Origin of the sequence: Lachnoclostridium sp. (assembly GCF_031997925.1) — a bacterium.
Lineage (GTDB): Bacteria > Bacillota > Clostridia > Lachnospirales > Lachnospiraceae > Lachnoclostridium.
Window position 1 is genome coordinate 1 of record NZ_DAMADT010000022.1, and the last position, 24616, is coordinate 24616.

Consider the following 24616-nt stretch of genomic DNA (forward strand, 5'->3'; position numbering starts at 1 on the left):
CCCCCCGGTGGTTAAAAAATATTTTAAGAGGCCTTCTTAACACCTACTGTCCACCATAACGCATAATTCTTTCCCACATCAGCTTTTGAAAGGAGGTTTTGCTAAATGCCAACACCACCAAAACCATATATCGTATTAGCAAATGAAAAGAAATCACATAGAACAAAAAAAGAATTAAGTCAGCGAAAGCAAGGCGAAGATGCACTTACAACAGGCGTTGCTATGAAAGCAAGACCAGAAGTAAAAAGTAATCCTGTTGCAAATAAAGAATTCAAAAGAATTAATGATTTACTTAAAAAAATTAATAAAAACGACGCCATTTATGAGCCAGTTTTAAATAGATATTGTATGTTACAAGCAGAATGCAATGATCTTGAAGAAAAGCGGAATAAACTATTTGAAATAACATTAATGTTACAAGAGAAGTTTGATGAAACAATTGATAACGCACCAGAAGATAAGCAAGCTAATCTAGTTAGACAGTTTGGAAAAGATATGGCTTCGTTTATTGCAACCATGATAGAGTGCGATAAGCAAATACAAACGAAAAGGAAAATGCTCCTCGATATTGAAAAAGAGAATATAATGACAGTTGCATCTGCACTTAGAAGCATTTCAAAGAAAACGGAAAGCAAAACCAACGCTTTGTTAAAAGCTTTAGGCGGTGATTAGTTGATACAAGAAAGCAGAGCATATAAATACTGTGAATTTGCATTAATTCCTGATAATAGAAAAGTTCCAAAGTATGTAAAAAAGCAATGTGAATCATGGAAGAATATAGCTGATGGCACTGATGATGAAGCGTTTATTGATGAGAAATCTTATACTAAAGTAATTAACATATTAAAACTAATGATACATCCGGATTTAAATGTGCCAATGGATGCAGGCTTATCAAACCATGCTATGTTACTCATAATAGCAACATTTTGTACGAAGCTAAAGAATGATAAAGGATTAGATATACGTTATTACATAACCGTACTGGAAGAGATAGCAAGGAAAAATTTTAAAACATTTGATTCTGCAGTAATTTTTATTTTGTTAATGTTAACTGAACCTAGATTTTCCAGGTTCTTTTCAGTTGCACCAGATTTAAAATTATCCAAAGAGCTACAACTTGCAATTAGAAAGATAATAAAATCAAGTCCTCTTTTATGTGATGAATTAGAACCTGTATTTAAGACGCTAAGAAGCGAAATTCGTTGCTTACTTACAGAAAGCGAATACACACCCTTAGCATATTCAGAAGATAAAATGGACGGTAAACTTGCTAATGCATTTTTAGCAGATGAAGCTGGAGCGATGGATAGTTATCCTGTAGAGTCAATGCGATCATCACAGATAACGCTACTAAACAAGCTAGGTATCATTATCAGTACTCAGTATCCGAACGACAATAATGTAATGATTGATGAAATCGATAAGGCAAAGAAAACACTAGATGGATTAAGAGAAAACAAGCGAATGTTTTCTTTACTTTTTGAGCCTGACGATGATTTGCTTGCTAATGATCAGTGGCAAACAAATGACTTAGTAATCTATCAAAGCAATCCTGTTGCAGTAGAAAATGAGCATATCTTCGAAGCAATTAAGGACATGCGAGAAGATGCCATCCTATATGAGAATAAAAGAGAAAATTATCTTTGCAAGCATAATAATATTAAATATAAAGGCCTAGGAGTAGAAGGATATGTTGATGTTACAAAAGTAAGAGAATGCAAGAGGGGATCAGATGATAATTGGTGGAGAGGTCGGAGAGTATGGTTAGGATTGGACTTATCTATGTCAGATGATAATGTATGCGTTGATATGAAAACTTATGAAGGTGATACAGTAGAAGAATCTGAACTCTACTCTAAGACATTTGGTTTTATACCTGCGGATAAGATAGATTATAAATCTAAGAGAGAAGGCGTTGACTATAAGAAATTGATACGAGAAGGTAGTTGTTTTGCATGTGGTGATGAAGTTATATCATATACAGCTATAGAAGATTTCATACTTTCATTAGAAGATAAATATGGAGTTGTAATAGTTCAGTTAGGTTATGATAGATGGAATGCATTATCAACTATTCAAAAATTGGAGAATAGAGGTATTGAGTGTGTAGAAATAAAACAACATTCAAGTGTATTACATTCTCCTACTAAGTTACTAAAAGAGAAGATATTAAGTAAAAAATATCAATATGATGAGAATTTAATGCTAGAAATTAATTTTCAAAATGCAAGATGTACAGAGGATACAAATAAGAACAAATATGTTAACAAGAAGAAATCTGTAGGAAAAGTTGACCAGGTTGTTGGCAATATAAACTCTACATACTTAATAGAACAAGAATTATTAAATGGTCAAAATGACTTTGTATTTCAAACAGGCTAGGAGGTGAGAAGTTGAGATTTTTCAAGAAGAAAGAAAAAAGAGCAGAAGAAGTATCATTCGAAGATGCCTTATTGCGGTCATTATTGGCAAAGACGGAAATGACAAAGGACAAAGCAATTCAAATACCTACAGTATCAGGTGCTATTAGCCTGATAGGAGATATAATTGCATCTACGCCAATTAAACTATACCAAGAAAGTGTAGTTAATAGCGAGAAAGAAACTAAAGAAATAGATGACTATAGGGTTACATTGCTAAATGAATCAACAGGTGATACATTGAATGCTAGTGAGATGTGGAGGGCAGTAACTAGAGACTATTTTCTAGGAAAAGGTGCTTATATCTATATCAACAAAGAGCAAGGGAAAGTAAAAAGTATTCACTATGTTGATGAAAAAAATATTGCAATACAGGAAAATACAGACCCAATATTTAAAGATTTTAATATATCAGTGCAAGGAACATCTTACAATCCTTATAACTTTATAAAAATACTGAGAAATACCATAAATGGTGCAAGTGGAGAAAGTATTGTATCGGAAAACGACTTGATATTATCAGTAGCATATAACGCTTTGAGATTTGAAGATGCACTTGTGAGAAAAGGTGGAAACAAAAAAGGATATCTTACTAGCGAAAAGAAAGTAACAAAAGAAACAATTGATGATTTAAAAGATTCATTTAGAAACCAGTATTCGAATAATGCTGAAAATGTAATTATACTTAATGAAGGATTGCAGTTCAAGGAATCATCGAATACTGCAGTTGAAATGCAGTTAAACGAAGGGAAGACTTCAAATGCTGCTGAGATATGTAAGATATTTCACATGTCACCTAATCTACTTAACGGTTCAAGTGTAACAATAAAACCAGAGGAAGAAATACAAAAATTTGTTAAACTTGCAGTTCTTCCTTTCATGAAGATAATCGAATCGGCTTTAAATGAGGACTTACTCCTAGAAAAGGAGAAGAAGTCCTTTTATTATGCTTTTGATACGAAAGAACTGCTGAGAGGTAGTGCAAAAGACCGATTTGAAACTTATAAAACAGCTATTGATAGCAAAGTTATGACAATCGATGAAGCAAGGTATCAAGAGGATATGAAACCTCTAGGGCTTGATTTTATCAATTTGGGATTGGGTGCAGTACTCTATAACACTAAAACGCAAGAGGTATTTATTGCGAATACAGGTACATCGGTAGACATGCAGAATTTGAAAGGCGGTGATAATATTGAGAATAGAAATACGAAATGACAGCGTTGTTATTGACGGATATGTAAATGCTGTAGAGCGTCTTAGTAACCCTGTAATAACACCACATGGTAAAGTTGTTGAAGTAATCGAACAAAGAGCATTTGAGAGAGCTTTAGAAAGAGCAGAAAATGTTGATTTGTTACTCAATCATGATAAAAATAGAAACCTAGGTTCTACACAAAAAGGAAACATTGAATTATGGGAAGATAACATCGGATTGCGGGCAGTTTGCACGATTACAGATATTGACGTAATGCAAAATGCAAAGGATGGTAAGCTAAAAGGCTGGTCATTTGGAATGTATGTTAATGATGATGATATAGAAAATAGATCAGAAGGTTTGCCAATTAGGCGTATTAAGGACCTAGACTTATTTGAAGTATCAATCATTGATAATAGAATGAATCCTTGCTATACAGCGACTTCTATTGAAACAAGAGCAGATGGTGACAAGGTGATTGAGCAACGAGCTTATGAAAATAAGGCTGTTACTGAAAATTTAATCGAAGCAAACAAAGAACCTATTGATTATTCAGAATTCGAAAACAGAATCCAATGTTTAAAAAGCCGATAAAAAGTCGGCTTATTTTTATATAAAGAAAGGAAAAAATATATGAACAGAGTAAGAAAAATTGCGGAGTTTAGAGCAACACTTAAAGGCCTTGAGGAACAGAGGGCAGAACTAGAAGAAGAATTAAAGAGTATTTTAGACGGAGCAAAAGCTGAAACAAGAGCGATTTCAGATGATGAGCAGACAAAGTTTAATGAAATTGAAAGTAAAATTAATGCAATCGATGCCACAATTGCAGCAGAAGAGAGAGCGAGAAATATCGGAACTAAAAAAACAGTAAAAAACCAAGAAGAGACACAAGAAGATGCTGAAATTAGATCATTTGCTAACTATGTAAGAGGTCAAGCTGGAATAATTATGGAAAGTCGTGCAGGAGAGCAAAATCTTACCATGGGGAACAATGGAGCAATTATTCCTGTAACAATCGCAAACCGTATTATCAAAGCGGTAAAAGATATTTGTCCTATCTATGCAAAAGCTACCATCTATCATGTTAAAGGAACATTAAAAGTACCTGCTTGGGGTAAGGCAAACACTACGCATGATATTAATGTTGGATACCAACAAGAATTTGTTGATATTACAGCTGACTCAGGAGCATTTTCAAGTGTTGATTTAACAGGTTATTTAGCTGGTGCATTAACACTTATTGGTAAGTCTGTTATCAACAATGGAGATGTAGATGTTGTTAACTTTATTGTATCTCAAATGGCAGAAGAAATCGCAGCTTTCCTTGAAAAGGAATTATTAATCGGTACTTCTGGAAAAGCCACAGGAGCATTATCTACAACTACAAAATTAAGCACTATGGCTGCAACCGTTATTACAGCTGATGAATTAATCGAACTACAGGCGAAGATTAAGCAAGTCTACCAGAGCAATGCATGTTGGATCATGAACCCAACAACATTTACAGCTATCAAGAAGTTAAAGGATTCGAATGATAGATATTTATTACAGGATGACTACACAAGTGAGTTTCCGTATCGCTTGCTTGGTAAGCCTGTGTATTTATCTGATAATATGCCAACTATTTCAGCAGGAGCAAAATCAGTATTATATGGAGATCTTTCCGGTTTATCCGTGAACATGAGAGAAGATGTGCAGATTCAAATATTATTAGAAAAGTATGCTACACAACATGCAATTGGAGTAGTTTCTTGGTTCGAGTTTGATTCCAAGGTGACAGATAATCAAAAGCTTGCCGTTTTAGAGCAAAAAGCATCATAGGAGGCATTCTATGAAAATAAGAGCGTTGGTTAGTTTTTCCGGTGTTCTTAGCATGAGAAAAGGTCAAGAGATGGAGTACAATAACGAAATTGTACTCCAAGATCTTTTACAAGCCAGATACATCGATGAAGTTGAAACTCCAACAAAAGGAGTGAAAAAAAATGAAGGTAAGCGAGGTTCAAGTAAGTAATATTGCAGAGTATTTAAGGTTTGACGATGAAGATTACAACACATCGGATATTCAAGTATTTATTGACGCTGCCAAAGCTTATATTAGATCATATACCGGGCTTGATGACGAAAGTATTGATACACATGAGGATATTACTATTGCTTTATACGTGCTATGCCAAGACATGCACAACAATCGGTCAATGTATGTAGAGAAAAGCAACGTAAACAAGGTAGTTGATACCATACTTGGAATGTATTGTATTAATCTATTGTAGGTGATGATATGAATGTTAATCCAGGAGAGTTAAATAAGCGTATCGAAATAAGAACTTTCAATAAAAAAACAGAAGAAAGTATCCTTGTAAGAAAGTGCTGGGCGAAAATCACAAACATATCTGGGAAAGAGATTATAAGAAATAATATTGATATCGAAAATATAGAGACAAGATTCCTTGTAAGGTACTCTAAAACTCCAATTACCAAGGATATGGAAATACACTTTAGGAATATGATTTTTGATATTCAATATAGTAATGAGTATGGATACAGCAAAGAGTATATAGAGATTCTGGCAACGTTTAAGGATTGGAGTACAAAATGAAAGCAGAGTTAAATTATAATAATTGTTTTTTCGAAATCTCTGAACTGATAGGGAAGATTCCGGACAGTATTGCTGTTAACGAGGAAGAAGCTTTAATTGAAATGGCCGTAGTAGTAAAAAGAAATGTGGAAAGCAGATTGAACCGATCAAGTCTTGATGATAGCGCAAAAAATTACGATGGTTCAAAACCATACAAGCATATGAAAGATGATGTTAAATTCACCGTATCACGTGATAGAAATGGTGGTTTATATGCAAAAATACAAGGTGGCAAAAATACTGGATACAAGTGGAAGTTTTTGAATGATGGTACTGTCAGAAATGGTATGATTCATACTCGAGCGACACACTTCATTGATCATTCGTTAAGTGATTCAGAACATGATATTGGAAGCATTGTTGATCGTACTATTAGTAAATCGATCTAGGAGAGCATATGGAAGAAAAATTAATTAATCTGATAAAAAGTACATTAGAAATTGAATGTGACAGTGTATTTGATAAATTACCAGTACCATGTACTCTCGTAGATATTTATAGCATATCGCCAGGACTTAATGGTGATGGTTCAAGCGTAATTGATGAATTCAAAGTACAGGTTGATTTATATTACAAAGCTAAAAATCCACTTGATGAAGCATCTAAAAAATTGTACCAAGCACTCAAACATGAAAAATATTACTCGTTGCCATACATGGAGAAATATTTTGACAAAGAAGCGAAATTATATAGAGCTACTTTCAGTTTTCATATAATAGAAAGAGAGGAATAAATAATGAAAAAAGTTAACTTGCAATTCTTTGCAGGAACGCCAAGTAAAAGGGCATACAGGATAAACATTAAAAACCCAGTATTCACTTTATTAACTTCGGATGATGATACGGCTTGCGTTTATGGAAAAGTCGATAGCCTTGGCGAAGCTATGGAAATTCAGATAACACCGACATTAGCAACTGGAACTTTATATGGTAACGGGGCAAAGGTTGATGATAGTGCTAAAATAACCGGAATTGATATGCAATTTGGTGCCACTAAAATACCAATTGAGCATAGAGCAACAATGCTTGGGAATACATATGCCGATGGTATATTAGTAGAAAATAAGGCAGATCAATCGGTATACATTGCATTTGGGTATGAAGTAGAACAGACGAATGGGAAAAGGGAATGTGTTTGGCTGCTAAAAGGAAAGGCTCAACCAATTTCAAGTACATCTCAGCAATCGGAAAGTAATATCAATTATTCAACCGACAGTATTAAAATATCTTTTATACCTCGTGCATTCGATGGTGCTATCCGTGCATTTGGCGATACTGCAAATGAAGCATTTACAGAGGAAAAAGCCGATACTTTTTTTAGTGCTGCACCTACTACTTTTGTAGTAAAATAGGAGGTTTAAATGAAAAAAACATATGCAGTAAAACCGAAAACAGAAATCGAATTACAATTTGAAGATGGGAAAAGTATCAACGTAACATTTGATGCAGCCGCAATACAACATTTAGTAGCTGATTTTGATGGAGGTTTAAGCGAAGCTTTAGAATCTGAATATACAGAGTTGTGCGCACGGATTATTTATGCCGGTAGCATGGAACATGAGTCTGACATGAGTATTGAGAAAGCAAAACAGATTGTATCAAATCTGGATTTAGAAACGCTTACTTCAATAATTGAAGACTTCACTGATAGCCTAGGAAAAGAAAAGAAAGCAGAAATAAAAGAGTTTCAAAAAAAAAGTATGACGGAGTTTATGGTCAAGAAATCGACATAGACTTCGACATACTTTTTTATTTGTATTGTATTAAACTTGGGCGCTCATCAGATGAATTCTGGCATGCGCCCCTTTCACAAATATATACGATGATAGAAATTTATAATGATGAAAAGCAAATGGAAGCTGCAATTTATAACAATTATGAGTACAAGTCTAAGTATTTTAGCACTAATAACACTAATAGCTCTAGTGATAATCAAAGCATAACAAGCATGAAAGATATAGCGGGGTGGGTATAGTTGAGTAACAATTATAAAAAGGTAATAACATTACAATTCGACTACTCACAGATGTCGAATAGTGTTACTGAGATAGATCGAAAGATGAAACTCTTAGATAGTGAGTTTAAATTATCTCAGGAGCAAATGAAATCATATGCAGATGAGACAACAAAAGCTGAATTAGAAGTACAGAGATTAAGCGAAAAAATCGCTTTGCAGACACAAAAAGTTAATTTAAATAAAACAGCTCTTGATAATGCAGGAAAGAGCAATGAATTAACTGAAAAACAACTTGATAGTGTTCGAAAGAAGTATATAGATAGCGAAAAGTCACTTTCAGTAATGAATAATGCGCTTGAAGAAGCTAAAAAGAAATTAGAAAATTCAGCAAAAAGCACAGAAGGTTATTCCGATAAACTAAGTTTACTTGATAGTAACATGAAGCTAATTGATAGTGAACTAAAGTTAAACGCTGAAAGGCTAAACGGTAGTGACGATGAGAGTAAGAAACTCACAACAACTATTGATGCGCTAACAAAAAAGATAGAGTTACAAGCCCAGAAATTAGATATAACGAGAAATGCATATGAAAAAGCAAGCATTAGTGGAAGTGCTACCGAAAATCAGCTTAATGAATTAAAGCAACAATATCTTGAAAATGAAGTACAACTTGTTAAGCTAAATAATACTTTGTCAGACACAAAGAAAAGATTAGAAGATTTAAAAAGCCCATCAGGTGATCTGAATGACAAGTTGAAGAAAAGTGGTGAAAGTGCAGCCGATATGGCTGGTAAGCTTTACATTTTGAAAGAAGCTTTAAGCCGTGTAAAAGAGGGACTTAGTGCTTATATTGATTTTGATATTTCCATGGCAAAAGTTAAAACAATTGCAGATACAACGGTTGTATCTTTTAGAGATTTAAAGCAAGGTGTTTACGATATTGCGAAACAAACAGGTCAAAGCGCAGTAAGTATTGCTGAGGCATTAAATCAATGTATCTCGTCCAATGTCGAAACGAAAGATGCGTTAAATGTAACAAGTGCTGCCGCTAAACTGGCAAAAGCAGGTTTTACAGATACGGCTACTGCAGTAGATGTTTTAACAACAATTATGAACTCTTATGGTATATCTGCCGAACATGTTACTTTAATATCTGACAAACTTATTGAAACACAGGATAAAGGTAAAACAACAGTTGGTGCTCTAGGAGAGAGTTTTGGTAAAGTTGCCGGATTAGCACAACAGGCAGGTATATCGTTAGATGAAGTGCTTGCTTCCGTAGCTACACTAACACTTACTAATGGAAGTGCAAGCGAATCATTAACATCTTTAAAGGCTGCCATAAGTAATATAATTAAGCCAACTGCTGAGGCGAAAGAAGTTGCCGATAAATTGCACATACAATTCAATGCAACTGCTCTATCAAGTATGGGTCTTTCTAAGTTTTTAGAAATGGTTAATCAAAGATGTAGAGGTAATACCGAAACAATGGCCAAACTATTTGGATCCACACAAGCATTAAATTCAATGTTGCTACTAACTGGAAGTGGAGCTGAAAGTTTTGCAGAAAACTTGCAGAGTATAGGAGACTCTGGTGGAAAAACAGAAGCAAATTTAAAGAACCTTGATAGTACAGGAGATAGGTTTAAAAAAGGGTTAGAAAATATGAAAACCAAGTTGGTTGAATTAGGAGATACATTAAGCCCTTTTTTAGAAGTGCTTAGTAAGGTATTTACTGTATTATCAAATATACCTGGACCTGTATATGTGATAATAGCAGTTATAAGTATATTATCATTAGTAATTAGCAATATAACAAAGTTAAAATTAATTTGGTCGTCGGTTACTTCTGGGCTAAGTTTGGCTATGGGGTTATTCTCAACGACGTCAGCAGCAACAACAGCAAATCTTATACCATTTTTATTAGTACTTGCAGCAATTGTTGCTGTTATCGGACTAGTAATTAGCGGTATTAGATCAGTTAGTAGTGCCATGAAAGAAGCCTCTATGTCAACGCAAGGACTTGTTAATTCTGCAGGAAACGCAACAGAAGCGTTACAAGGTGCATCTCAAAAAAGTGGTTTAATTAAAAATAACGCATCTGGTACGCTGAATTATAGCGGTGGAAAAACGGTAGTCGGTGAAGAAGGTCCAGAGGTTGTTGAATTTCCTACTGGAAGTCGAATTTACAACGCTAGAGAAAGCAGATCCATGATGTCAGGAGATAGTTATTATATCAGTTTAGAAGTGAAAGCAAATGAAATCCAAGAGGTACAGGACATTATAAATTTAGTCAAGGGCCGGCGCATGGCTACAAGGAGGGTATAATGTATACTAAAACACTACGATGCTATGAGGATACATATATAAGTATAGCTGACAATTCAAATCATTCTACAGCTACTAAGCTTAAAACAGATAACTGGCCAGCCGACCAGAAGAACCCTACTCGATATGCTGCGGTATTACAATTTGCCATACCTAATGAAATAAGATTTAAGAAAATAAATAGCGTGAAACTAAGCGTAACAATTAAGTCAGATATAGGATCTGGTTTTGGTGCTGTGTACTATCGAGCATACGCAGCTAGTTCAAGTATTGCAGAATTAACATTTAATAACTATGCGAGCCGAGGAAGTGTAAGCTCACCTATTTTAGATAAGCAGACAGTTAGTTTAAATCCTGGAGAAAGTTATACGAAAGAAAGAGACATTACAGAATTATTTATGAATAACGTTGTTAACAACCTATTTTCTGTAATGGTAAATGTTCCAAATCCTAACATAGATGATTTATATATACTATCGAATGAAAATTCTAGTAGCTATCCGTTGCTTACTATCGAATATGAGGATGTATTACCAGTTACACCAACACTTCTATATCCGGTTGATGTTTATGCAGATTCTGATAGAGAGTTAACGTTTAGATGGTCATTTAATACTTTAACCCTATCAAAACAAAAGGGTTATGTTCTTCAATGGAGAAAATCAGGAGAAAGTAACTGGTATACATTAAGTAGCGAAACAACTAACAGAATGATATATGCTACACCAGCAAATACATTTCCTACAGGTCAGATTGAATGGAGATTACAGACAATTGATGAAATAGACCAAGTAAGTGGATTTTCCGTAGCTCAATTTGTTATCAAAGGAAAGCCTAGTTTACCTGTAATAACATCTATAAAAAATGACGCATTAACAGTTATTGAATGGACCGCATCGGATCAAGTTGGTTATGAAGCAGAAATTAAAAAAGATGGAGAAATCATCTATAAATCTGCTAAATCAACACAAGAAACAAACTTAAAACCTAACTTGTTTTTACTTGATGGAAGTTACGAACTACGCCTAAGAACCATCAATAGCTACAGCCTATGGAGTAACTTCGCTAGTAGAATATTTACGATTAATACTACAAAGCCAAATAAGCCAAGCATATCAGTTTCTATCAATGGTGACATAGTAAATATAAACACTGAATTTGATACTAATACAGCTTATCTATATCGCATTGATCCAGAAGAAATAATTCTAATTGCTAAATTAACAGATAAAAAGTATATCGACACAGCAATTAGATGTAATGAACATAGTAAATACTTTGTCAGATCATACAACGGTGGATTTACGGATTCGAATCAAGCAGTAGCCTTAGCATTAACAAGTGGATTTATCGTTAGTGATAAATATGATATCGTAAGAGTTGACTTATCCGAAGAAAGGTTTATTCCTTTTTCGGAAGAACTTTCGAAAGAATTTGATTTAGTAGAGTATAGTGGGCGTATTGATCCAGTCGTAGAGGATGGAGAGCATGAGAGACAAGTTATTACACGTAATGCATTTGTTAATGAAGAGCAGTATGCAAAGCTACGAAGAATGTTCTATAAATCTACAGTAGTTCTTTACCGAGACAACAGAGGCATTAAGTTATGGTGTAAGATTACAAGGCTAAACCGCACGAATGCTACGCTTGATATGGGCTACAACATAGACATTTCATTTACAAAAGTGTTTTATAATGAAGGAGTTGAGGTAAATGAATAGCCTTGCAACTGAGAAATACACTCATGAAGAAGTTAAAAGTATGCTACTTGGAAATCGTAAGATTAGTTTTAAATATGAGCTGATCGATAAGAATAATAACTACCTTGGGTTAGTATCTGCCCAAGGTAGTATTTCTTATGACACACGCATGAGCCTTATGCGAACTGGATCATTTATAATCAATGAAATATCAGATATCAATTCAATTGATGAGCGACTTAAGATTCATTTTAATTTACACCTAGAGAATGAAGTAATAACATTTCCTCTAGGAGTACTTTTAATTAGTTCTCCTGCTCGTGCACACAACGGAAGGTCCATAAGTAAAAAGTGTGATTTGTACGATCAATCTGTAATAGTGCGTGAAGATAAATTTGATGTACGACATTGTGTAAAAACCGGAAATACATATACCGGAGCTGTGGAAAATATTTTAACCTCTGCAGGAATAATCAGTTATGATATTGCCCCTTCAGATAAAGTACTTTTGTCGGATGTAGAATTCGAAATTGGAACCAGTAAGCTCGATGCAATTAATAGTTTGTTAATCAGCATTAATTATAGCAAATTGCATTTTAATGAAATTGGTATAGCCACAGCATTACCATATAAATTACCGGTTCTACGAGACATTGAAGATACTTATGAAACCGACCATAATAGCATAATTAAGACAGGAGTTGAACAAGGACTAGATGTTTTTAATGTACCAAATAAAATTGTTAGATATCTTGAAAATCCTGACAGAGGGTTGCTGATAAGTAATTATGAGAATAACGATCCTACAAGTATATTAAGCATACCAAACAGGGGAAGAAAGATTGTAGATATTGCGAGTGTATCTGATATAGCAGATCAAGCTTCTCTTGATGCTCTTGTTTATAAGTTGGCATCTAATTCAGTCGCATATGAAACTCTAAGATTTAAGACAGGATTAATGCCACACCACGGGCACGAAGCATGTCTACAAATTAAAAATAAAGATATAGACGTGCAAGCAAAGTATATTGAAGAAGCATGGAGTATGGACTTAAGTCCAGGTGGTGATATGATTCATTATTGCAAGAAGGTGGTGCCAATCTAATGTACGATACAGCTAATGATTATATTTTGGATGATGAGCAGAAAAAAGATAATGAAAAAGAACGGTGTTTTCGCCTAGCTACAGTCACCTCACTTTTTGAAGATGGATATTACAAGATAACATTCTACGGAGAGAGTACCGAAAGCGAGAAAAAATACAAGAGACTTGATATGTCTAACCCTTCAGTAAATGACACGATATTGCTCGCTCATATCAATGATAACTATATTATACTTGATAAAATTTCTGGTACGGTACCAATTGCAGGAGATGGATATTTAACTGAGGTTCAAGCAAACGAATTATTTGCTAATAAAGAACATAAGCATACGGAGTATGCGCCTACAACACATAGTCATTCTGCGTTAAAGCCGTCTGCGGCATCTAATTTAACTCTTTATTTAGACACAGGTGCACTAAGACCAAGCTCATCAGGAGCATTTGATATTGGTACACCTAACTATACATTTGGGTATGTTTATTCTAAAGATGTATACGCAAATGGAAACCATCTCAACCATGATAAAATCTATCTAGCTGGGAGAGAAAATTCTTCTTATGTGAAAATATATGGAAGTAATATTTTTGCTCCATCAGGTAATGGCTCAATGGATTCGGGTAGTATAAATAATAGATGGAATACAGTGTGGGCGCAAAACTCTACAATAAGCACATCTGATAAAAAAGAAAAGCATGATATAGAAATTTTAGATGATAGGTATATAAAATTCTTGACGTTACTTAAACCAAAGCGATATAAGTTCAACAATGGCGAAAGCGATAGATACCATACTGGACTTATTGCACAAGACGTTGAACGTGAATTAAAAAAGTGTGGAATATCATCACAAGAGTTTGCTGGATTTATTAAGTTTGAGCAGAAGAATGGATATGGGTATGGGTTAAGATACGAGGAGTTTATAGGTCTATTAATCGAGGATAGAAATCGTAATGTTAAAATTATTGATAAGCTAGTGAAAAAAGATAAAAGCAATAAAAAGTTAATAACTGACATGAAAAAGACTTTAGATATGTTAGTTAAAAAAGTAGAAAAGTTAGAATGGAGGAAGGCGAGTGAATAAACCTTATAACATAGAACTAAGTACTGAACGAAATCAGCCGGTCGAGACTAATATAAAATTATGTCAAGGTGATAACAATATCACTTTTAATATTAATATCAGAGATTTTGATTTAACTGGGAATACGGTAAGAATAGTATTTTCACAATCAAGTGGTTTAAGCGTAGAAAATAATGCGATAGTAAACAGTGATAAAAAATCATGCACATATAATATAATTGGTAACGAGCTTCAATCTCCCGGCAAAGTAATAGCAGACTTAAAAATATATGATGCTAACAACAAGCGTTTATCCTCAGCTTGTTTTATTTTTTATGTTGATATAGATTCATTAAATGATGGATCTTTTCCTCCAAGTAACTATTCAGGAAGCCTAGAAAAAGCATTGGCAGAGTGTGACTCCGCTACACAAGCAGCACTTGATGCGGTTCAGAAGGTTGTCAACATTGCGAATAATGATGCTGTTACGGTAGAGGGGTTTGCGTGGGATGCAAGACGTGGTAAAGCAATAAGGGATGATGTTAATACGTTAAATGAATCTTTAGTTACCAAAAATATCACAATAACTGCTACAAACAACTTTACGCATGCCGGACTGTGTATTAAGAAATTAGGTAGATGTGTGTATTATTATGTAATAACTGTAGGTAATACAGTACCTATCGAAACACTAGTTACGGTTGGTACATTTGATACTGCTCATGCTCCTATATCTTTTGCATCGAGCTTGGGCGCAAAAGATAGTACAAGTCAATTAATACATGTGTTAGCATATTCAGACGGAACTATTAAAATAGGTAATTATTCAGGAGCTTCTTTAGTGGCTGGATCAACTATTTTTGGTACTCTCATATGGGATACTAATTAAATCATTATTTAACAAACTAAGAAGGGAGTTTATATGTGGATATCAAGAAAGAAATTTAAACAACTAGAAAAGAAAGTTGCCGACCTTGAAAAGAAAGTTCAAAGTCAGCAACAAACTATAGCAATAAAGCTTGATGGAAAAGAAATAGCTAAGAGTTTAGCCACTCATCGTAGAGCCCTGTAAGTAGATTCTACCATAATATAACAAAATAAACCATGAAGGGAGAAAAAACATGGAACAAATCAGACTAAAAGATGGTACCGTCCATAATATCTTGACTGCAGCACCAAATTTTATCAGTATGGAAATATCGCCTGATGAATTTGCAAGTACATACAGTACTTTGACAGAAGATAATTTATCAATGTATCAAATTCTAACGGAAGATGGCAGTGTATGTGGAATTTACACAAACAAATATGTATTTGAAGCAACTATTCGAGATGGAATCGCTACATTTGTGCTTAGTGATGTGGATACTACATCTAAAAGAATTAAAGATCTAGAGGAAAGTAACGCTATGCTTACAGAGTGTATCCTCGAAATGAGCCAGGTAGTATATGCGGATTAGAGCATTTATACTTAGTTTACTATTAGGGAAAGGAGGTCTTGATATGATGGCAATGTTATGGGCACAACAGATTATGCTAAGCAAGAAAACCTATGAGCTTGTACCAGCATTACTAAAAGCATCTGTAAAAGAAATTTTAGTTGATAGCGGTTGCGAAGAATTAGTAACAGATTAATAATTAATGTATACATAGAGCACTCACAGTAGTGCTCTTTTTGTATGCAGAAAGAGGGATGATGGAAGTATTAAATAAAATAAAAGCAATAATTGTTTCAATTGCGAGTGGTTTCATGAGCCTACTTGGAATCTTAGCCATTCCTGTATTAATCATGGTTGGTTGTAATGTTATTGATTATGCTACAGGAGTTATAGCAGCAAAATATCGCAATCAAAAAGTAGATAGCTACAAGGGATTTAGAGGAATTTTAAAGAAAGTATGCATGTGGCTTTTAGTCGTGGTTGGTGCAATCGTTGACTGGTTATTACAGTACGCAAGCTCAACTATTGGGATTACATTACCATTTACATTTTTAATTGCATGCATTGTGGCGATATGGATTATATGCAACGAGTTACTAAGTATTTTAGAGAATATTACTGATATTGGAACACCTTTACCATTATTTTTAAAGAATGTTGTTAAGTACATCAAAAAACAAACAGAAGGTAAAGCCAACTTCGATATGGATAAGGAAGGTGATACAAATGAGTAGTTACAGAAAGTTAATGACAGATCAACAGGTAAAAGAAAAAGTTTTAGATATCGTAAATAATTTTAATACTTGCTACCTCTACGGTGGAGCTGGACAACTTATCACCGATGCAGTAATCGACCAAAAGGCTAAACAGTTTCCTTCGTGGTACACGCAAGCACGTATTAGTGAGCGTAAAAAGTTAGTAGGCAAGCAATACTATGGCTTTGACTGTTCAAACCTCTTAAAATCTATTTTATGGGGTTGGAGTAATGGGAAACAAGGAGTTTACAACTCCAACACTGTACCAGACACTAATGCCAATGGGCTTATTAACTTATGTGAAAATGTCAGCACTGATATGACTGATATCAAGCCAATGGAGTTAATTTGGTTTTCTGGCCATGTCGGACTTTACCTCGGCAATGGTGAATGTATTGAATGCGCTCCAACTCTAAATGCAGTAAAAATCACAAAGTTATCATATCAGGGTAAGTGGTGTAAGCATGGTAAACTCCCATGGATTACATACACAGAGCAAGAAAAACGTCAACTTAAGCTTATTACTCCTTATATGCGCGGAACAGACGTGAAGCAGTTACAAGCTCTTATCGATGTTACTACAGATGGTATATATGGACCTGCAACGGATAAGAAAGTAAAAGAGATACTTTCGGCATTAGGAATGTAATAAAATAGCCCCTATGCTATATGCTAGGGGCTATTACTAAATGGTTATTACTTTATCTTTAGTTATATTAAACATTGATATTGCTTTTTCTTCTGAAAGAATATTTGCTGTATCAAATATTAATTGTTTATGTTCATCTTTATCTATAAAATTAAATATTAATAATTGTTTCTTCGTTGTTACATCAACAGTTTTAGAATTTTTAGCCATTAAAGCTCCGGCAGTACCAAATACTGAAGTACTTGCGATAACACCTTTAGTATTTGGTATAGCTTGCTTCTGGATATCTATATCTTTTTTTAACTCTATCTTAGTCAACTTACTTTTGTCTAATACATACTCTGTATGATCAGCAACAAATATGTATTTATCATCCGAAATAAAACATTTACATTCCATATGATTTGAAATAGGTAAACCACTAACATGTATTAAATTAGTTCTCAATTTACAATTATATTTCTTTATAAGACTTTCTAAGTATTTCTTATTTTCTGCACTTTGCTCAGCTAGTCGAATTATCAAAACAACAAAAATTAATCCTAAAAATATCGATAGTATAGTCATTGATATAATTTCTAAATTATCCATAAATCAATCTCCTTATGTAATCTATATAGTATAATATTACCATTATAGACAATATTAAGCAATAATTATTAAAACAAAAAATCCCGGCTATATTAACCAGGACTAAAATTATTTATGTTTCTGACTTAGCAAAAACATTTTATATTCTTCTATTTTCAATAAATCAGATTCAGAGAATTGATAGCTTGTATTGTCTAATCCAAGCAGATAATTAACCGAAACATCTAATGCATCAGCTATAGTAAATAGCTGGGTTAGATTAATTTCTCTTTTTCCGCTTTCTATCTCCGAATAAGATGACTGAGCAAGGCTTAAGGCTTTGGCAACCTCATGTTGCTTCATATTTTTTCGCATCCGCGCAATAAACATTCGGTTTCCAAACTCAACATAGTCAAACATATTTTACACCTCAAATGTATATTAACATTCAAACTAAATATGGACAATATTGTTAGAGAAAGTATCTGTATAACAGAATAAATATCGATATAACAAATAATATGATATTATTAACGAAACAATTCACTGAATTATTTTAAAATATGTACAAAATATAGTAGATAATGAAAATAATACCACAAGACAATAATTTCCGAATATGGTAAAATTTTTATATTCCATACTATTTCATTTATAAGAAAACACAAATTAAAATTAGACGAAAGGAGTTGAAAAATACGAACAAGTGTTCTATAATATTAACAAGATGATCATAGTAAATCAAAATACGAATGAGAGGGGCATAACGTTGGGAATTGAAGCTGTTGATATATTAGACATACAATGCGAAAAAGCAGTTACATGCGAAGAATATTTTTTATTGCAAAGAGAATGTGCAGAAGCTATAAAAGAAAAAAATATTAACAAGTATAGTGATTTAGTTGGTAGACAACTTGTTTTAACAGAAAGAAAATGTTACATACAGGGGTTTTTGGATGCTCTTAAGAAGATTAACCAGAAAGATAATTAAAGAACATTGTACACAAAGTGTTCACTATATGGTGAAAAGTATTGAAAAATAATGATGAATAATTCATGATAACAATACGCAATACAAATTACAATATCCATTGGTATTACAACGATTTTCAAGATACATTATATATCTAAAAGATAACCTATAATAATAGGAAGTAACTGATTTATTAAACCGCAGGTCGTGGGTTCAAATCCTACTGCCCCTGTTACAAAGCTAGAAAAATCAAGGGTTTCAGTAATCTGATTCCCTTGATTTTTTCTATTTTCCCACGGATTTCCCACCGAACAAAATCTCTTCAAATTTCTACAGTTTGCTTCCTTGATTCCTTTGCGGTGTGAGTATAGACTTCCATTGTAGTAGCAAACAATGCCCAACCTTTACTGAACTTCCTTCATGGCAACACCTGCTTGAAGGAGCATTGTTGCATGAGTATGCCTTAACATATGCATATGAAAATTATACTACATACAACATTGGATTGAGAGCTTTTGTTATATTTTTGTAGCACAGGGGCTGTATTTTCTATTTAATTATACTTTCTGTTCTTAAATCAGTAACATTATAAAGAATCTCATTTTTTGATTTATATTTAAAACGAATATTTTTGCTTTTATACTCTTTTCCTATTTCTATTTCTTGGGGTGGCGTCAAATTTATCGACTTAGCTGAATACAGTCCTTTTTCATACATAATTTCTAAGTATTCACCCTCAATTACGTAGATATCAAAAACCTCATTGAGCGTTTTTTTTGATATCCATTCATCCATAACACTTATACCAACACATATTGTTATTTCTAATGGATTGGACAATGTATACGATAAATTGCTTTCTGAGGATACTATATTAAAAGTTATGGTTGTTGTACCTTTGCTAAGAGGACTGATATAAACGGTTGTAGTATTATCTCTATTTTCTCCTAATTCGATTTCAACATGACTCGAAGAATTAATAGAATAGCTTAGAAATTCATTTTTTTTTGGATTTTTCATAGTAATTTGTATTTCTTGAAATTCATCCATAGGGCAGTATATTAATGTTGAACTTGCATTAAGTCTACTTTTTACGTATATTTTGCATTGTAACTTAATGCTGCCACTCCCAGAGCCAACTGTTGCGGTTATAGTACAACTTCCTTGATCCTTAGCTGTGACTTTACCGTTTTTGGTAACAGAAGCAACATTCGAATCACTGGATCTCCACATCACTTTTTTCGTAGATCCAATTACTTTTAGTTGATATGTAGAATCGATGTATAACGTCTTTTTATTTACATTAAGCTTAACTTGTTCAGCTCCCTGAACGTATACATTATTAGTCATGAAAATTGAAATTAACATTATGGTTAGTAAAATAGATATTGTTTTTTTCATGCTCACCCTCCTAATATAATAATAAGGATATTATCACACAAAATATTCCATAATTCAACTTCAGTTTTATTAGTGATTAATCATAACCAAGTATTTTAGAATAAATGACTTAGCGTTGACAATCCGTATACCATGTGATACACTAAGCCCAAAATTGAATCAGTAATTGACTTATTCTTTACTGCCGAGTAAAGAACTTAAGCGTCAGGTTTTATATCGTTAGGCCATAGAAGATATAAAACTCTGGCGCTTTTTATTTTTGTATGGAGGTAAATATGAAAAATACGGAATGTTTGAAGAATTTTTTTAAATACTCATCGTTAAACGTCCTTGGTATGATAGGGCTGTCCTGTTATATCTTAGCGGACACTTTCTTTGTTTCGAAAGGGCTTGGGGCGAATGGTCTGGCTGCACTCAATCTTGCAATTCCAATCTATAGCTTCATTCATGGAAGTGGCTTAATGCTTGGTATGGGAGGCGCTACGGGGTATTCTATTAAGAGTATCCAAAATGAAACGGATAGCGCAAATCGTATATTTACGAATACTGTTTTTTTGGCACTTGGTTTTGCTGTTATTTTCTTTGTACTTGGACTTTTTTACTCCGATAGGATAGTAATGCTATTGGGTGCGGAGGGAGAAGTTTTACATATGAGTAAAACCTATTTACAAGTAATACTATTGTTTGCTCCCATGTTTTTATTGAATAATGTTCTTTTATGTTTTGTACGAAATGATGGTTCTCCGCAACTCTCCATGATTGCAATGTTAGGTGGGAGCTTATCAAACATAGTACTTGATTATGTTTTTATGTTTCCACTTGAAATGGGGATCTTCGGTGCTGTTCTCGCTACTGGTCTTGCGCCGGTAATTAGTATACTGATTCTCTCTCCATTCTTTTTTCGAAAGAAGAATTGTTTTCATTTAACGAAGTGTAACCTCTCAATAAAGCTTATTAGAAGCATTGTTTCAAGTGGAATCCCATCGCTTATTACAGAGGTATCCTCCGGTATTGTTATGATTGTTTTTAATATAATTATACTGAGATTGCAAGGGAATGTAGGAATTGCTGCCTATGGCATTATTGCCAATCTTTCACTAGTGGTAATTTCGATATATACAGGTATCGCTCAAGGTATCCAGCCGATAATAAGTAGTAACTATGGAGCTCGTAATCGTGAAAATGTACAGGCAATTTTACGATATGCTCTGATTTCCATGTTGATTGTTTCAGGAATTGTTTATGTAACTGTATTTTTAAGAGCCCCGCAAATTGCAAGTATTTTTAATAGTGAGAAGAATGAGCTTTTGCAAAGCATTGCTATAAAAGGTTTGAAAATTTACTTCACTGCATGTGTTTTTGCTGGATTTAACATCATTATTTCTGTATATTTTACATCGACTGATTATGCACGCCCGGCACATATCATATCAATTTTGCGTGGGTTTTTAATTATCATTCCAATGGCCTTTTTGCTATCCTCGCTTGGCGGAATACTGGGTGTTTGGTTCGTGTTCCCAACAACTGAACTGATTGTAGCGAGCATCGGAATTATGCTGTATCACGTTACCAGAAAGAAAACGATCCCCAAGGGTTTATCAACAGAATAATGAATTGTTATCATTCAATTCATTATTATTTATCGCGATAAACAACTTATAATTATACATAATATTGATAAATGTTAAAATATATTTATTGACTAACTATTCATGTAAGGATATGATAGAGAAAGCTAGATTTTTTAGGAGGTAGAGGAATGCTAGAATTATTACTACCCAAAGACTACCACTCCGCTCTAGATATTAAGGATACGCAGGGAGCAATCAAGCATGTCAAGGACCATTTTGAAAGACAGCTTGCAAAACAGTTAAATCTAACACGTGTCTCTGCACCTTTATTTGTTCGTCCGGAAACTGGATTGAATGATAATCTAAATGGAGTAGAAAGACCGGTAAGTTTTGGAGTTAAAGAGCAGGATGATGCAATAGTGGAGATCGTTCACTCTTTGGCAAAATGGAAGAGGATGGCGTTAAAGAAGTACGGCTTTGCTTATGGAGAAGGCCTTTATACGGATATGAATGCAATTCGTCGTGACGAGGATACAGATAATATACATTCTATTTTTGTTGATCAGTGGGATTGGGAAAAAATACTTCTACATGACGAAAGAAATGTAGAAACCTTAAAATCGGTTGTCCGTAGTGTATATCAGGCATTAAGAGATACAGAACATTATATCTCTGATAAATATGAATACATTGGAAAGATTCTGCCGAAAGAAATTGCATTTGTTACAACGCAGGAATTAGAGAATATGTATCCAAATGATACACCAAAAGAAAGAGAGTACAAGATTGCAAAGCTAAAAGGTGCGGTATTTATTATGCAGATTGGCGGCGCTCTTGCAAGCGGTGAAAGACACGATGGAAGAGCACCTGACTATGATGATTGGTCTTTAAACGGCGATATTATTGTATATTATCCTGTTCTTGATATAGCACTTGAATTGTCATCGATGGGTATTCGTGTAGATGAGGTGTCATTAGCAAACCAATTAAAAATTGCTGACTGTATGGACCGTTCCGAACTCCCATTTCAAAAGGCTGTTTTAAATCGTGAACTTCCATATACCGTAGGTGGTGGTATTGGACAAAGTAGAATATGTATGTTCTTCTTACGTAAGGCCCACATAGGGGAAGTCCAATCCTCGTTCTGGAAGGAAGAGGATATAGAGAAATTAAGTAATAATGGAATAACATTACTGTAATGCCACGTAGTGGAAAAGAGGTTATGAGCAAGTAGCGTAAGCGGTTGCGAATATCTGCTTTAAATAAGAAGGTAGTGTGAAACATGGTGGTAGGAAAAGGTATCTTGATTTGGTTTGTAAAAGCCATTTCAAGGTACCTTTTTATGTCACTAATACTATTTTATGTCACAAATACTATTTTATTTTGCAAGTTGTTAAAGAAGAATCTTTTTGCTACAGCCATTTTTTTCTCTTGATCCATAGCAATAAGTCATTTCCGTAAAGACAGAATATGTAAAGAATGTTCTTATTTTCTCTCATCTTAGAAAAATTGTTATAACCTGAAGGAATATGAATAAAAAGGGGTTAAATACCATTAAATGTGAAATTCTAACCAATATATGTAATTTATCAATAAATAAAATACTAAAATACCGAAAACATAGGATTAATTTAACCTCTTCCTAAAAAGAGTAGATAGTTTGTATTATTTCCTATATAATATAAATAAAAGTTATATCTAACAGGTAAATAAAGTCTCAAACTAATACATATGATTAGGTTTGATGCTGAATTTACTGTTTTTTATTGATAGATATTTGCTATGTGTCTACTTTATTAAGTAGTCTTTATAGCATATGTGGTTACAACTTATTTGGTGGAAATGAATCATAATGGATAACATAGTAGGGAATCAAAATATAAGAATAAATCGATATGATTCATTTTTTATGTTGGTACCTGATTGGGCTTGCAGTTACTAAAGAAATAAAGAATCTATCAAATTATTAATAATTAAGGAGCATTTGTGGGAAAATTATAAGGTCAACGTAATTTATCTATCTATGCTCCCTTAAGAGCAAACAATAACTTCCAAATAAATATTATTTTAATCCAAGTAATGTTGTGATTCTTTTTGTACCTTAATTCAATGAGGATGAGGGGACAAGTCTCTAGGAGAAAAATCATGGTATAAAACATTCAAGAAATTAAGAAGATTTCAGAACTAAAATTCCCGAGTGATACCTTGATTATTCAATAAAAATGAAGATAGGAGTCGGTTGTTCCGTGTGGAAAAAACGATTTTGAAGGAGGTCGATATTCTAGTAATTAATATCTAAACTGACATAAAATATGGTCAAGTAAGCTGTTAAGTTTTCGTTAAGGAAAGAAAAAAGGATTGATTTTGTAGTAGAAAAGAGTATTATGAATACGGTTTTCTTACTTTCCAGTATATACCTAGGAATTGGTTAAGCTTCCATAAAAAGGATAATGAATTATAAAAAATAATTTTGTCCTATTGTGGTGGGTGTTATGGAAGTGTGTGAAAGTTGAAATAAATTGAGATTTAGGAGGTGTGGCATGGAGCAGATACTTAGTTTAATGGTAGAAGTTGAAGAAAAAGCATCGAACATTTTAAAACTAGCTGAAGACGAAAAGCAACGAATCTATCAAAAGAGCAGAGTAGACCTTGAACAGTATGATAATGAGCTGAATAAAGAAGTAGAGGAAAAGGTAGAACATCTGCGAAAGAAAAATGAAAGTGAAGTGGAAGCCGCCAGAGCAAACATGATGCAGGAGTATGAACAAAATCTCGAAAAACTTAATCAGGAATTTAGTGACAAACAAGATGATTTAGTGAAGCAAATTATGAAACAATTGATAGGAGAGTGA

The 24616-nt window shown here is 33.6% G+C and carries 30 protein-coding genes; 26 read left to right on the forward strand and 4 right to left on the reverse strand.

The features are described 5' to 3' along the window. The first annotated feature begins 105 nt into the window (after positions 1-105). From RTP52_RS13710 to RTP52_RS13815, 22 genes are all read left to right on the forward strand, one after another. The gene (locus RTP52_RS13710; protein ID WP_312372034.1) at positions 106-672 is read left to right on the forward strand and encodes a hypothetical protein; all 567 of its coding nucleotides are present in this window, start codon (positions 106-108) and stop codon (positions 670-672) included. Further along, positions 673-2385 carry a terminase TerL endonuclease subunit gene (locus tag RTP52_RS13715; protein WP_312372035.1) on the forward strand — a complete coding sequence of 571 codons (1713 nt, stop codon included), beginning with the start codon at positions 673-675 and terminating at the stop codon, positions 2383-2385. It abuts the gene before it with no gap. Between the two features lie 11 nt (positions 2386-2396). Beyond that, positions 2397-3641, forward strand: a complete 1245-nt coding sequence (locus RTP52_RS13720) for a phage portal protein (RefSeq protein ID WP_312372036.1) — start codon at positions 2397-2399, stop codon at positions 3639-3641. Then, positions 3610-4215, forward strand: coding sequence for an HK97 family phage prohead protease (locus RTP52_RS13725; protein WP_312372037.1), 606 nt, complete (start codon positions 3610-3612; stop codon positions 4213-4215). Before RTP52_RS13720 ends, RTP52_RS13725 begins: the two co-directional genes overlap by 32 nt. A 39-nt stretch (positions 4216-4254) precedes the next feature. Next, positions 4255-5442 carry a phage major capsid protein gene (locus RTP52_RS13730; RefSeq protein WP_312372039.1) on the forward strand — a complete coding sequence of 396 codons (1188 nt, stop codon included), beginning with the start codon at positions 4255-4257 and terminating at the stop codon, positions 5440-5442. A 10-nt stretch (positions 5443-5452) separates the two neighbouring features. Further along, positions 5453-5632 (forward strand): hypothetical protein, encoded by a 180-nt coding sequence (locus tag RTP52_RS13735; RefSeq protein WP_312372040.1) that lies wholly within the window; start codon positions 5453-5455, stop codon positions 5630-5632. Further along, positions 5604-5891 (forward strand): head-tail connector protein, encoded by a 288-nt coding sequence (locus tag RTP52_RS13740; protein WP_312372042.1) that lies wholly within the window; start codon positions 5604-5606, stop codon positions 5889-5891. The genes RTP52_RS13735 and RTP52_RS13740 overlap by 29 nt, the downstream gene beginning before the upstream one ends. 8 nt (positions 5892-5899) lie before the next feature. Beyond that, positions 5900-6217 carry a phage head closure protein gene (locus RTP52_RS13745; protein ID WP_312372043.1) on the forward strand — a complete coding sequence of 106 codons (318 nt, stop codon included), beginning with the start codon at positions 5900-5902 and terminating at the stop codon, positions 6215-6217. Then, positions 6214-6645 (forward strand): hypothetical protein, encoded by a 432-nt coding sequence (locus RTP52_RS13750; protein ID WP_312372044.1) that lies wholly within the window; start codon positions 6214-6216, stop codon positions 6643-6645. Before RTP52_RS13745 ends, RTP52_RS13750 begins: the two co-directional genes overlap by 4 nt. A gap of 8 nt (positions 6646-6653) precedes the next feature. Then, a complete protein-coding gene (locus RTP52_RS13755) occupies positions 6654-6989 on the forward strand; it encodes a hypothetical protein (protein WP_312372045.1) in 336 nt (111 codons plus the stop codon). 3 nt (positions 6990-6992) lie between these two features. Further along, on the forward strand, positions 6993-7607 hold the full coding sequence (locus RTP52_RS13760; RefSeq protein ID WP_312372046.1) for a major tail protein: 615 nt from the start codon (positions 6993-6995) through the stop codon (positions 7605-7607). A gap of 9 nt (positions 7608-7616) precedes the next feature. Further along, complete coding sequence (locus tag RTP52_RS13765) at positions 7617-7988, forward strand: hypothetical protein (protein ID WP_312372047.1); 372 nt, start codon at positions 7617-7619, stop codon at positions 7986-7988. Positions 7989-8230: 242 nt separating this feature from the next. Then, complete coding sequence (locus RTP52_RS13770) at positions 8231-10540, forward strand: phage tail tape measure protein (RefSeq protein ID WP_312372048.1); 2310 nt, start codon at positions 8231-8233, stop codon at positions 10538-10540. Continuing rightward, positions 10540-12261 carry a hypothetical protein gene (locus RTP52_RS13775; protein ID WP_312372049.1) on the forward strand — a complete coding sequence of 574 codons (1722 nt, stop codon included), beginning with the start codon at positions 10540-10542 and terminating at the stop codon, positions 12259-12261. Before RTP52_RS13770 ends, RTP52_RS13775 begins: the two co-directional genes overlap by 1 nt. Further along, the gene (locus tag RTP52_RS13780) at positions 12254-13345 is read left to right on the forward strand and encodes a hypothetical protein (RefSeq protein WP_312372050.1); all 1092 of its coding nucleotides are present in this window, start codon (positions 12254-12256) and stop codon (positions 13343-13345) included. The genes RTP52_RS13775 and RTP52_RS13780 overlap by 8 nt, the downstream gene beginning before the upstream one ends. After that, positions 13345-14427 carry a tail fiber domain-containing protein gene (locus RTP52_RS13785; RefSeq protein WP_312372052.1) on the forward strand — a complete coding sequence of 361 codons (1083 nt, stop codon included), beginning with the start codon at positions 13345-13347 and terminating at the stop codon, positions 14425-14427. Before RTP52_RS13780 ends, RTP52_RS13785 begins: the two co-directional genes overlap by 1 nt. After that, on the forward strand, positions 14420-15295 hold the full coding sequence (locus RTP52_RS13790; RefSeq protein ID WP_312372053.1) for a BppU family phage baseplate upper protein: 876 nt from the start codon (positions 14420-14422) through the stop codon (positions 15293-15295). The genes RTP52_RS13785 and RTP52_RS13790 overlap by 8 nt, the downstream gene beginning before the upstream one ends. A 33-nt stretch (positions 15296-15328) precedes the next feature. Further along, positions 15329-15478, forward strand: a complete 150-nt coding sequence (locus RTP52_RS13795; RefSeq protein ID WP_312372055.1) for a hypothetical protein — start codon at positions 15329-15331, stop codon at positions 15476-15478. Positions 15479-15527: 49 nt separating this feature from the next. Continuing rightward, positions 15528-15866, forward strand: a complete 339-nt coding sequence (locus RTP52_RS13800) for a hypothetical protein (RefSeq protein WP_312372056.1) — start codon at positions 15528-15530, stop codon at positions 15864-15866. Positions 15867-15909: 43 nt separating this feature from the next. Further along, positions 15910-16041 carry a hypothetical protein gene (locus tag RTP52_RS13805; protein ID WP_312372057.1) on the forward strand — a complete coding sequence of 44 codons (132 nt, stop codon included), beginning with the start codon at positions 15910-15912 and terminating at the stop codon, positions 16039-16041. Positions 16042-16102: 61 nt separating this feature from the next. After that, positions 16103-16579, forward strand: a complete 477-nt coding sequence (locus RTP52_RS13810; RefSeq protein ID WP_312372059.1) for a phage holin family protein — start codon at positions 16103-16105, stop codon at positions 16577-16579. After that, positions 16572-17249, forward strand: coding sequence for a C40 family peptidase (locus RTP52_RS13815; RefSeq protein WP_312372060.1), 678 nt, complete (start codon positions 16572-16574; stop codon positions 17247-17249). Before RTP52_RS13810 ends, RTP52_RS13815 begins: the two co-directional genes overlap by 8 nt. A gap of 36 nt (positions 17250-17285) precedes the next feature. Here the strand turns inward: RTP52_RS13815 and RTP52_RS13820 are convergent, their stop codons facing one another. Both RTP52_RS13820 and RTP52_RS13825 read right to left on the reverse strand, forming a co-directional pair. Continuing rightward, positions 17286-17840: a hypothetical protein gene (locus RTP52_RS13820; RefSeq protein ID WP_312372061.1), complete on the reverse strand. Its 555-nt coding sequence runs from the start codon at positions 17838-17840 to the stop codon at positions 17286-17288. A gap of 108 nt (positions 17841-17948) precedes the next feature. Continuing rightward, positions 17949-18239, reverse strand: a complete 291-nt coding sequence (locus tag RTP52_RS13825) for a helix-turn-helix domain-containing protein (protein WP_312372062.1) — start codon at positions 18237-18239, stop codon at positions 17949-17951. A 349-nt stretch (positions 18240-18588) separates the two neighbouring features. On the opposite strand from RTP52_RS13825, the gene RTP52_RS13830 reads away from it, so the two are divergent. Next, on the forward strand, positions 18589-18810 hold the full coding sequence (locus RTP52_RS13830; RefSeq protein ID WP_312372064.1) for a hypothetical protein: 222 nt from the start codon (positions 18589-18591) through the stop codon (positions 18808-18810). Positions 18811-18938: 128 nt separating this feature from the next. Here RTP52_RS13830 and RTP52_RS13835 read toward each other — a convergent pair whose 3' ends face one another. Both RTP52_RS13835 and RTP52_RS13840 read right to left on the reverse strand, forming a co-directional pair. Then, entirely contained in the window at positions 18939-19100 is a 162-nt protein-coding gene (locus tag RTP52_RS13835; RefSeq protein ID WP_312372065.1) for a hypothetical protein, read from the reverse strand. A 241-nt stretch (positions 19101-19341) separates the two neighbouring features. After that, the gene (locus tag RTP52_RS13840) at positions 19342-20193 is read right to left on the reverse strand and encodes an Ig-like domain-containing protein (RefSeq protein ID WP_312100486.1); all 852 of its coding nucleotides are present in this window, start codon (positions 20191-20193) and stop codon (positions 19342-19344) included. 275 nt (positions 20194-20468) lie between these two features. Between RTP52_RS13840 and RTP52_RS13845 the strand changes: the two genes are divergently transcribed. The 3 genes from RTP52_RS13845 to RTP52_RS13855 all read left to right on the forward strand — a co-directional run bounded on the left by RTP52_RS13845 (position 20469) and on the right by RTP52_RS13855 (position 24616). Next, positions 20469-21803, forward strand: a complete 1335-nt coding sequence (locus RTP52_RS13845; protein WP_312100485.1) for an MATE family efflux transporter — start codon at positions 20469-20471, stop codon at positions 21801-21803. Between the two features lie 149 nt (positions 21804-21952). Continuing rightward, the gene (gene asnA, locus RTP52_RS13850) at positions 21953-22963 is read left to right on the forward strand and encodes an aspartate--ammonia ligase (RefSeq protein ID WP_312100484.1); all 1011 of its coding nucleotides are present in this window, start codon (positions 21953-21955) and stop codon (positions 22961-22963) included. A 1341-nt stretch (positions 22964-24304) separates the two neighbouring features. Beyond that, positions 24305-24616, forward strand: a complete 312-nt coding sequence (locus RTP52_RS13855) for a hypothetical protein (RefSeq protein WP_312100483.1) — start codon at positions 24305-24307, stop codon at positions 24614-24616.

Bases quoted from the DNA above. Each gene is read 5' to 3' on its own strand.
- RTP52_RS13710 (WP_312372034.1), top strand. From the start codon at position 106: ATGCCAACACCACCAAAACCATATATCGTATTAGCAAATGAAAAGAAA.
- RTP52_RS13730 (WP_312372039.1), top strand. From the start codon at position 4,255: ATGAACAGAGTAAGAAAAATTGCGGAGTTTAGAGCAACACTTAAAGGC.
- RTP52_RS13735 (WP_312372040.1), top strand. From the start codon at position 5,453: ATGAAAATAAGAGCGTTGGTTAGTTTTTCCGGTGTTCTTAGCATGAGA.
- RTP52_RS13740 (WP_312372042.1), top strand. From the start codon at position 5,604: ATGAAGGTAAGCGAGGTTCAAGTAAGTAATATTGCAGAGTATTTAAGG.
- RTP52_RS13745 (WP_312372043.1), top strand. From the start codon at position 5,900: ATGAATGTTAATCCAGGAGAGTTAAATAAGCGTATCGAAATAAGAACT.
- RTP52_RS13750 (WP_312372044.1), top strand. From the start codon at position 6,214: ATGAAAGCAGAGTTAAATTATAATAATTGTTTTTTCGAAATCTCTGAA.
- RTP52_RS13755 (WP_312372045.1), top strand. From the start codon at position 6,654: ATGGAAGAAAAATTAATTAATCTGATAAAAAGTACATTAGAAATTGAA.
- RTP52_RS13760 (WP_312372046.1), top strand. From the start codon at position 6,993: ATGAAAAAAGTTAACTTGCAATTCTTTGCAGGAACGCCAAGTAAAAGG.
- RTP52_RS13765 (WP_312372047.1), top strand. From the start codon at position 7,617: ATGAAAAAAACATATGCAGTAAAACCGAAAACAGAAATCGAATTACAA.
- RTP52_RS13775 (WP_312372049.1), top strand. From the start codon at position 10,540: ATGTATACTAAAACACTACGATGCTATGAGGATACATATATAAGTATA.
- RTP52_RS13780 (WP_312372050.1), top strand. From the start codon at position 12,254: ATGAATAGCCTTGCAACTGAGAAATACACTCATGAAGAAGTTAAAAGT.
- RTP52_RS13785 (WP_312372052.1), top strand. From the start codon at position 13,345: ATGTACGATACAGCTAATGATTATATTTTGGATGATGAGCAGAAAAAA.
- RTP52_RS13795 (WP_312372055.1), top strand. From the start codon at position 15,329: ATGTGGATATCAAGAAAGAAATTTAAACAACTAGAAAAGAAAGTTGCC.
- RTP52_RS13800 (WP_312372056.1), top strand. From the start codon at position 15,528: ATGGAACAAATCAGACTAAAAGATGGTACCGTCCATAATATCTTGACT.
- RTP52_RS13805 (WP_312372057.1), top strand. From the start codon at position 15,910: ATGATGGCAATGTTATGGGCACAACAGATTATGCTAAGCAAGAAAACC.
- RTP52_RS13810 (WP_312372059.1), top strand. From the start codon at position 16,103: ATGGAAGTATTAAATAAAATAAAAGCAATAATTGTTTCAATTGCGAGT.
- RTP52_RS13815 (WP_312372060.1), top strand. From the start codon at position 16,572: ATGAGTAGTTACAGAAAGTTAATGACAGATCAACAGGTAAAAGAAAAA.
- RTP52_RS13820 (WP_312372061.1), bottom strand. From the start codon at position 17,840: ATGGATAATTTAGAAATTATATCAATGACTATACTATCGATATTTTTA.
- RTP52_RS13825 (WP_312372062.1), bottom strand. From the start codon at position 18,239: ATGTTTGACTATGTTGAGTTTGGAAACCGAATGTTTATTGCGCGGATG.
- RTP52_RS13840 (WP_312100486.1), bottom strand. From the start codon at position 20,193: ATGAAAAAAACAATATCTATTTTACTAACCATAATGTTAATTTCAATT.
- RTP52_RS13845 (WP_312100485.1), top strand. From the start codon at position 20,469: ATGAAAAATACGGAATGTTTGAAGAATTTTTTTAAATACTCATCGTTA.
- asnA (WP_312100484.1), top strand. From the start codon at position 21,953: ATGCTAGAATTATTACTACCCAAAGACTACCACTCCGCTCTAGATATT.
- RTP52_RS13855 (WP_312100483.1), top strand. From the start codon at position 24,305: ATGGAGCAGATACTTAGTTTAATGGTAGAAGTTGAAGAAAAAGCATCG.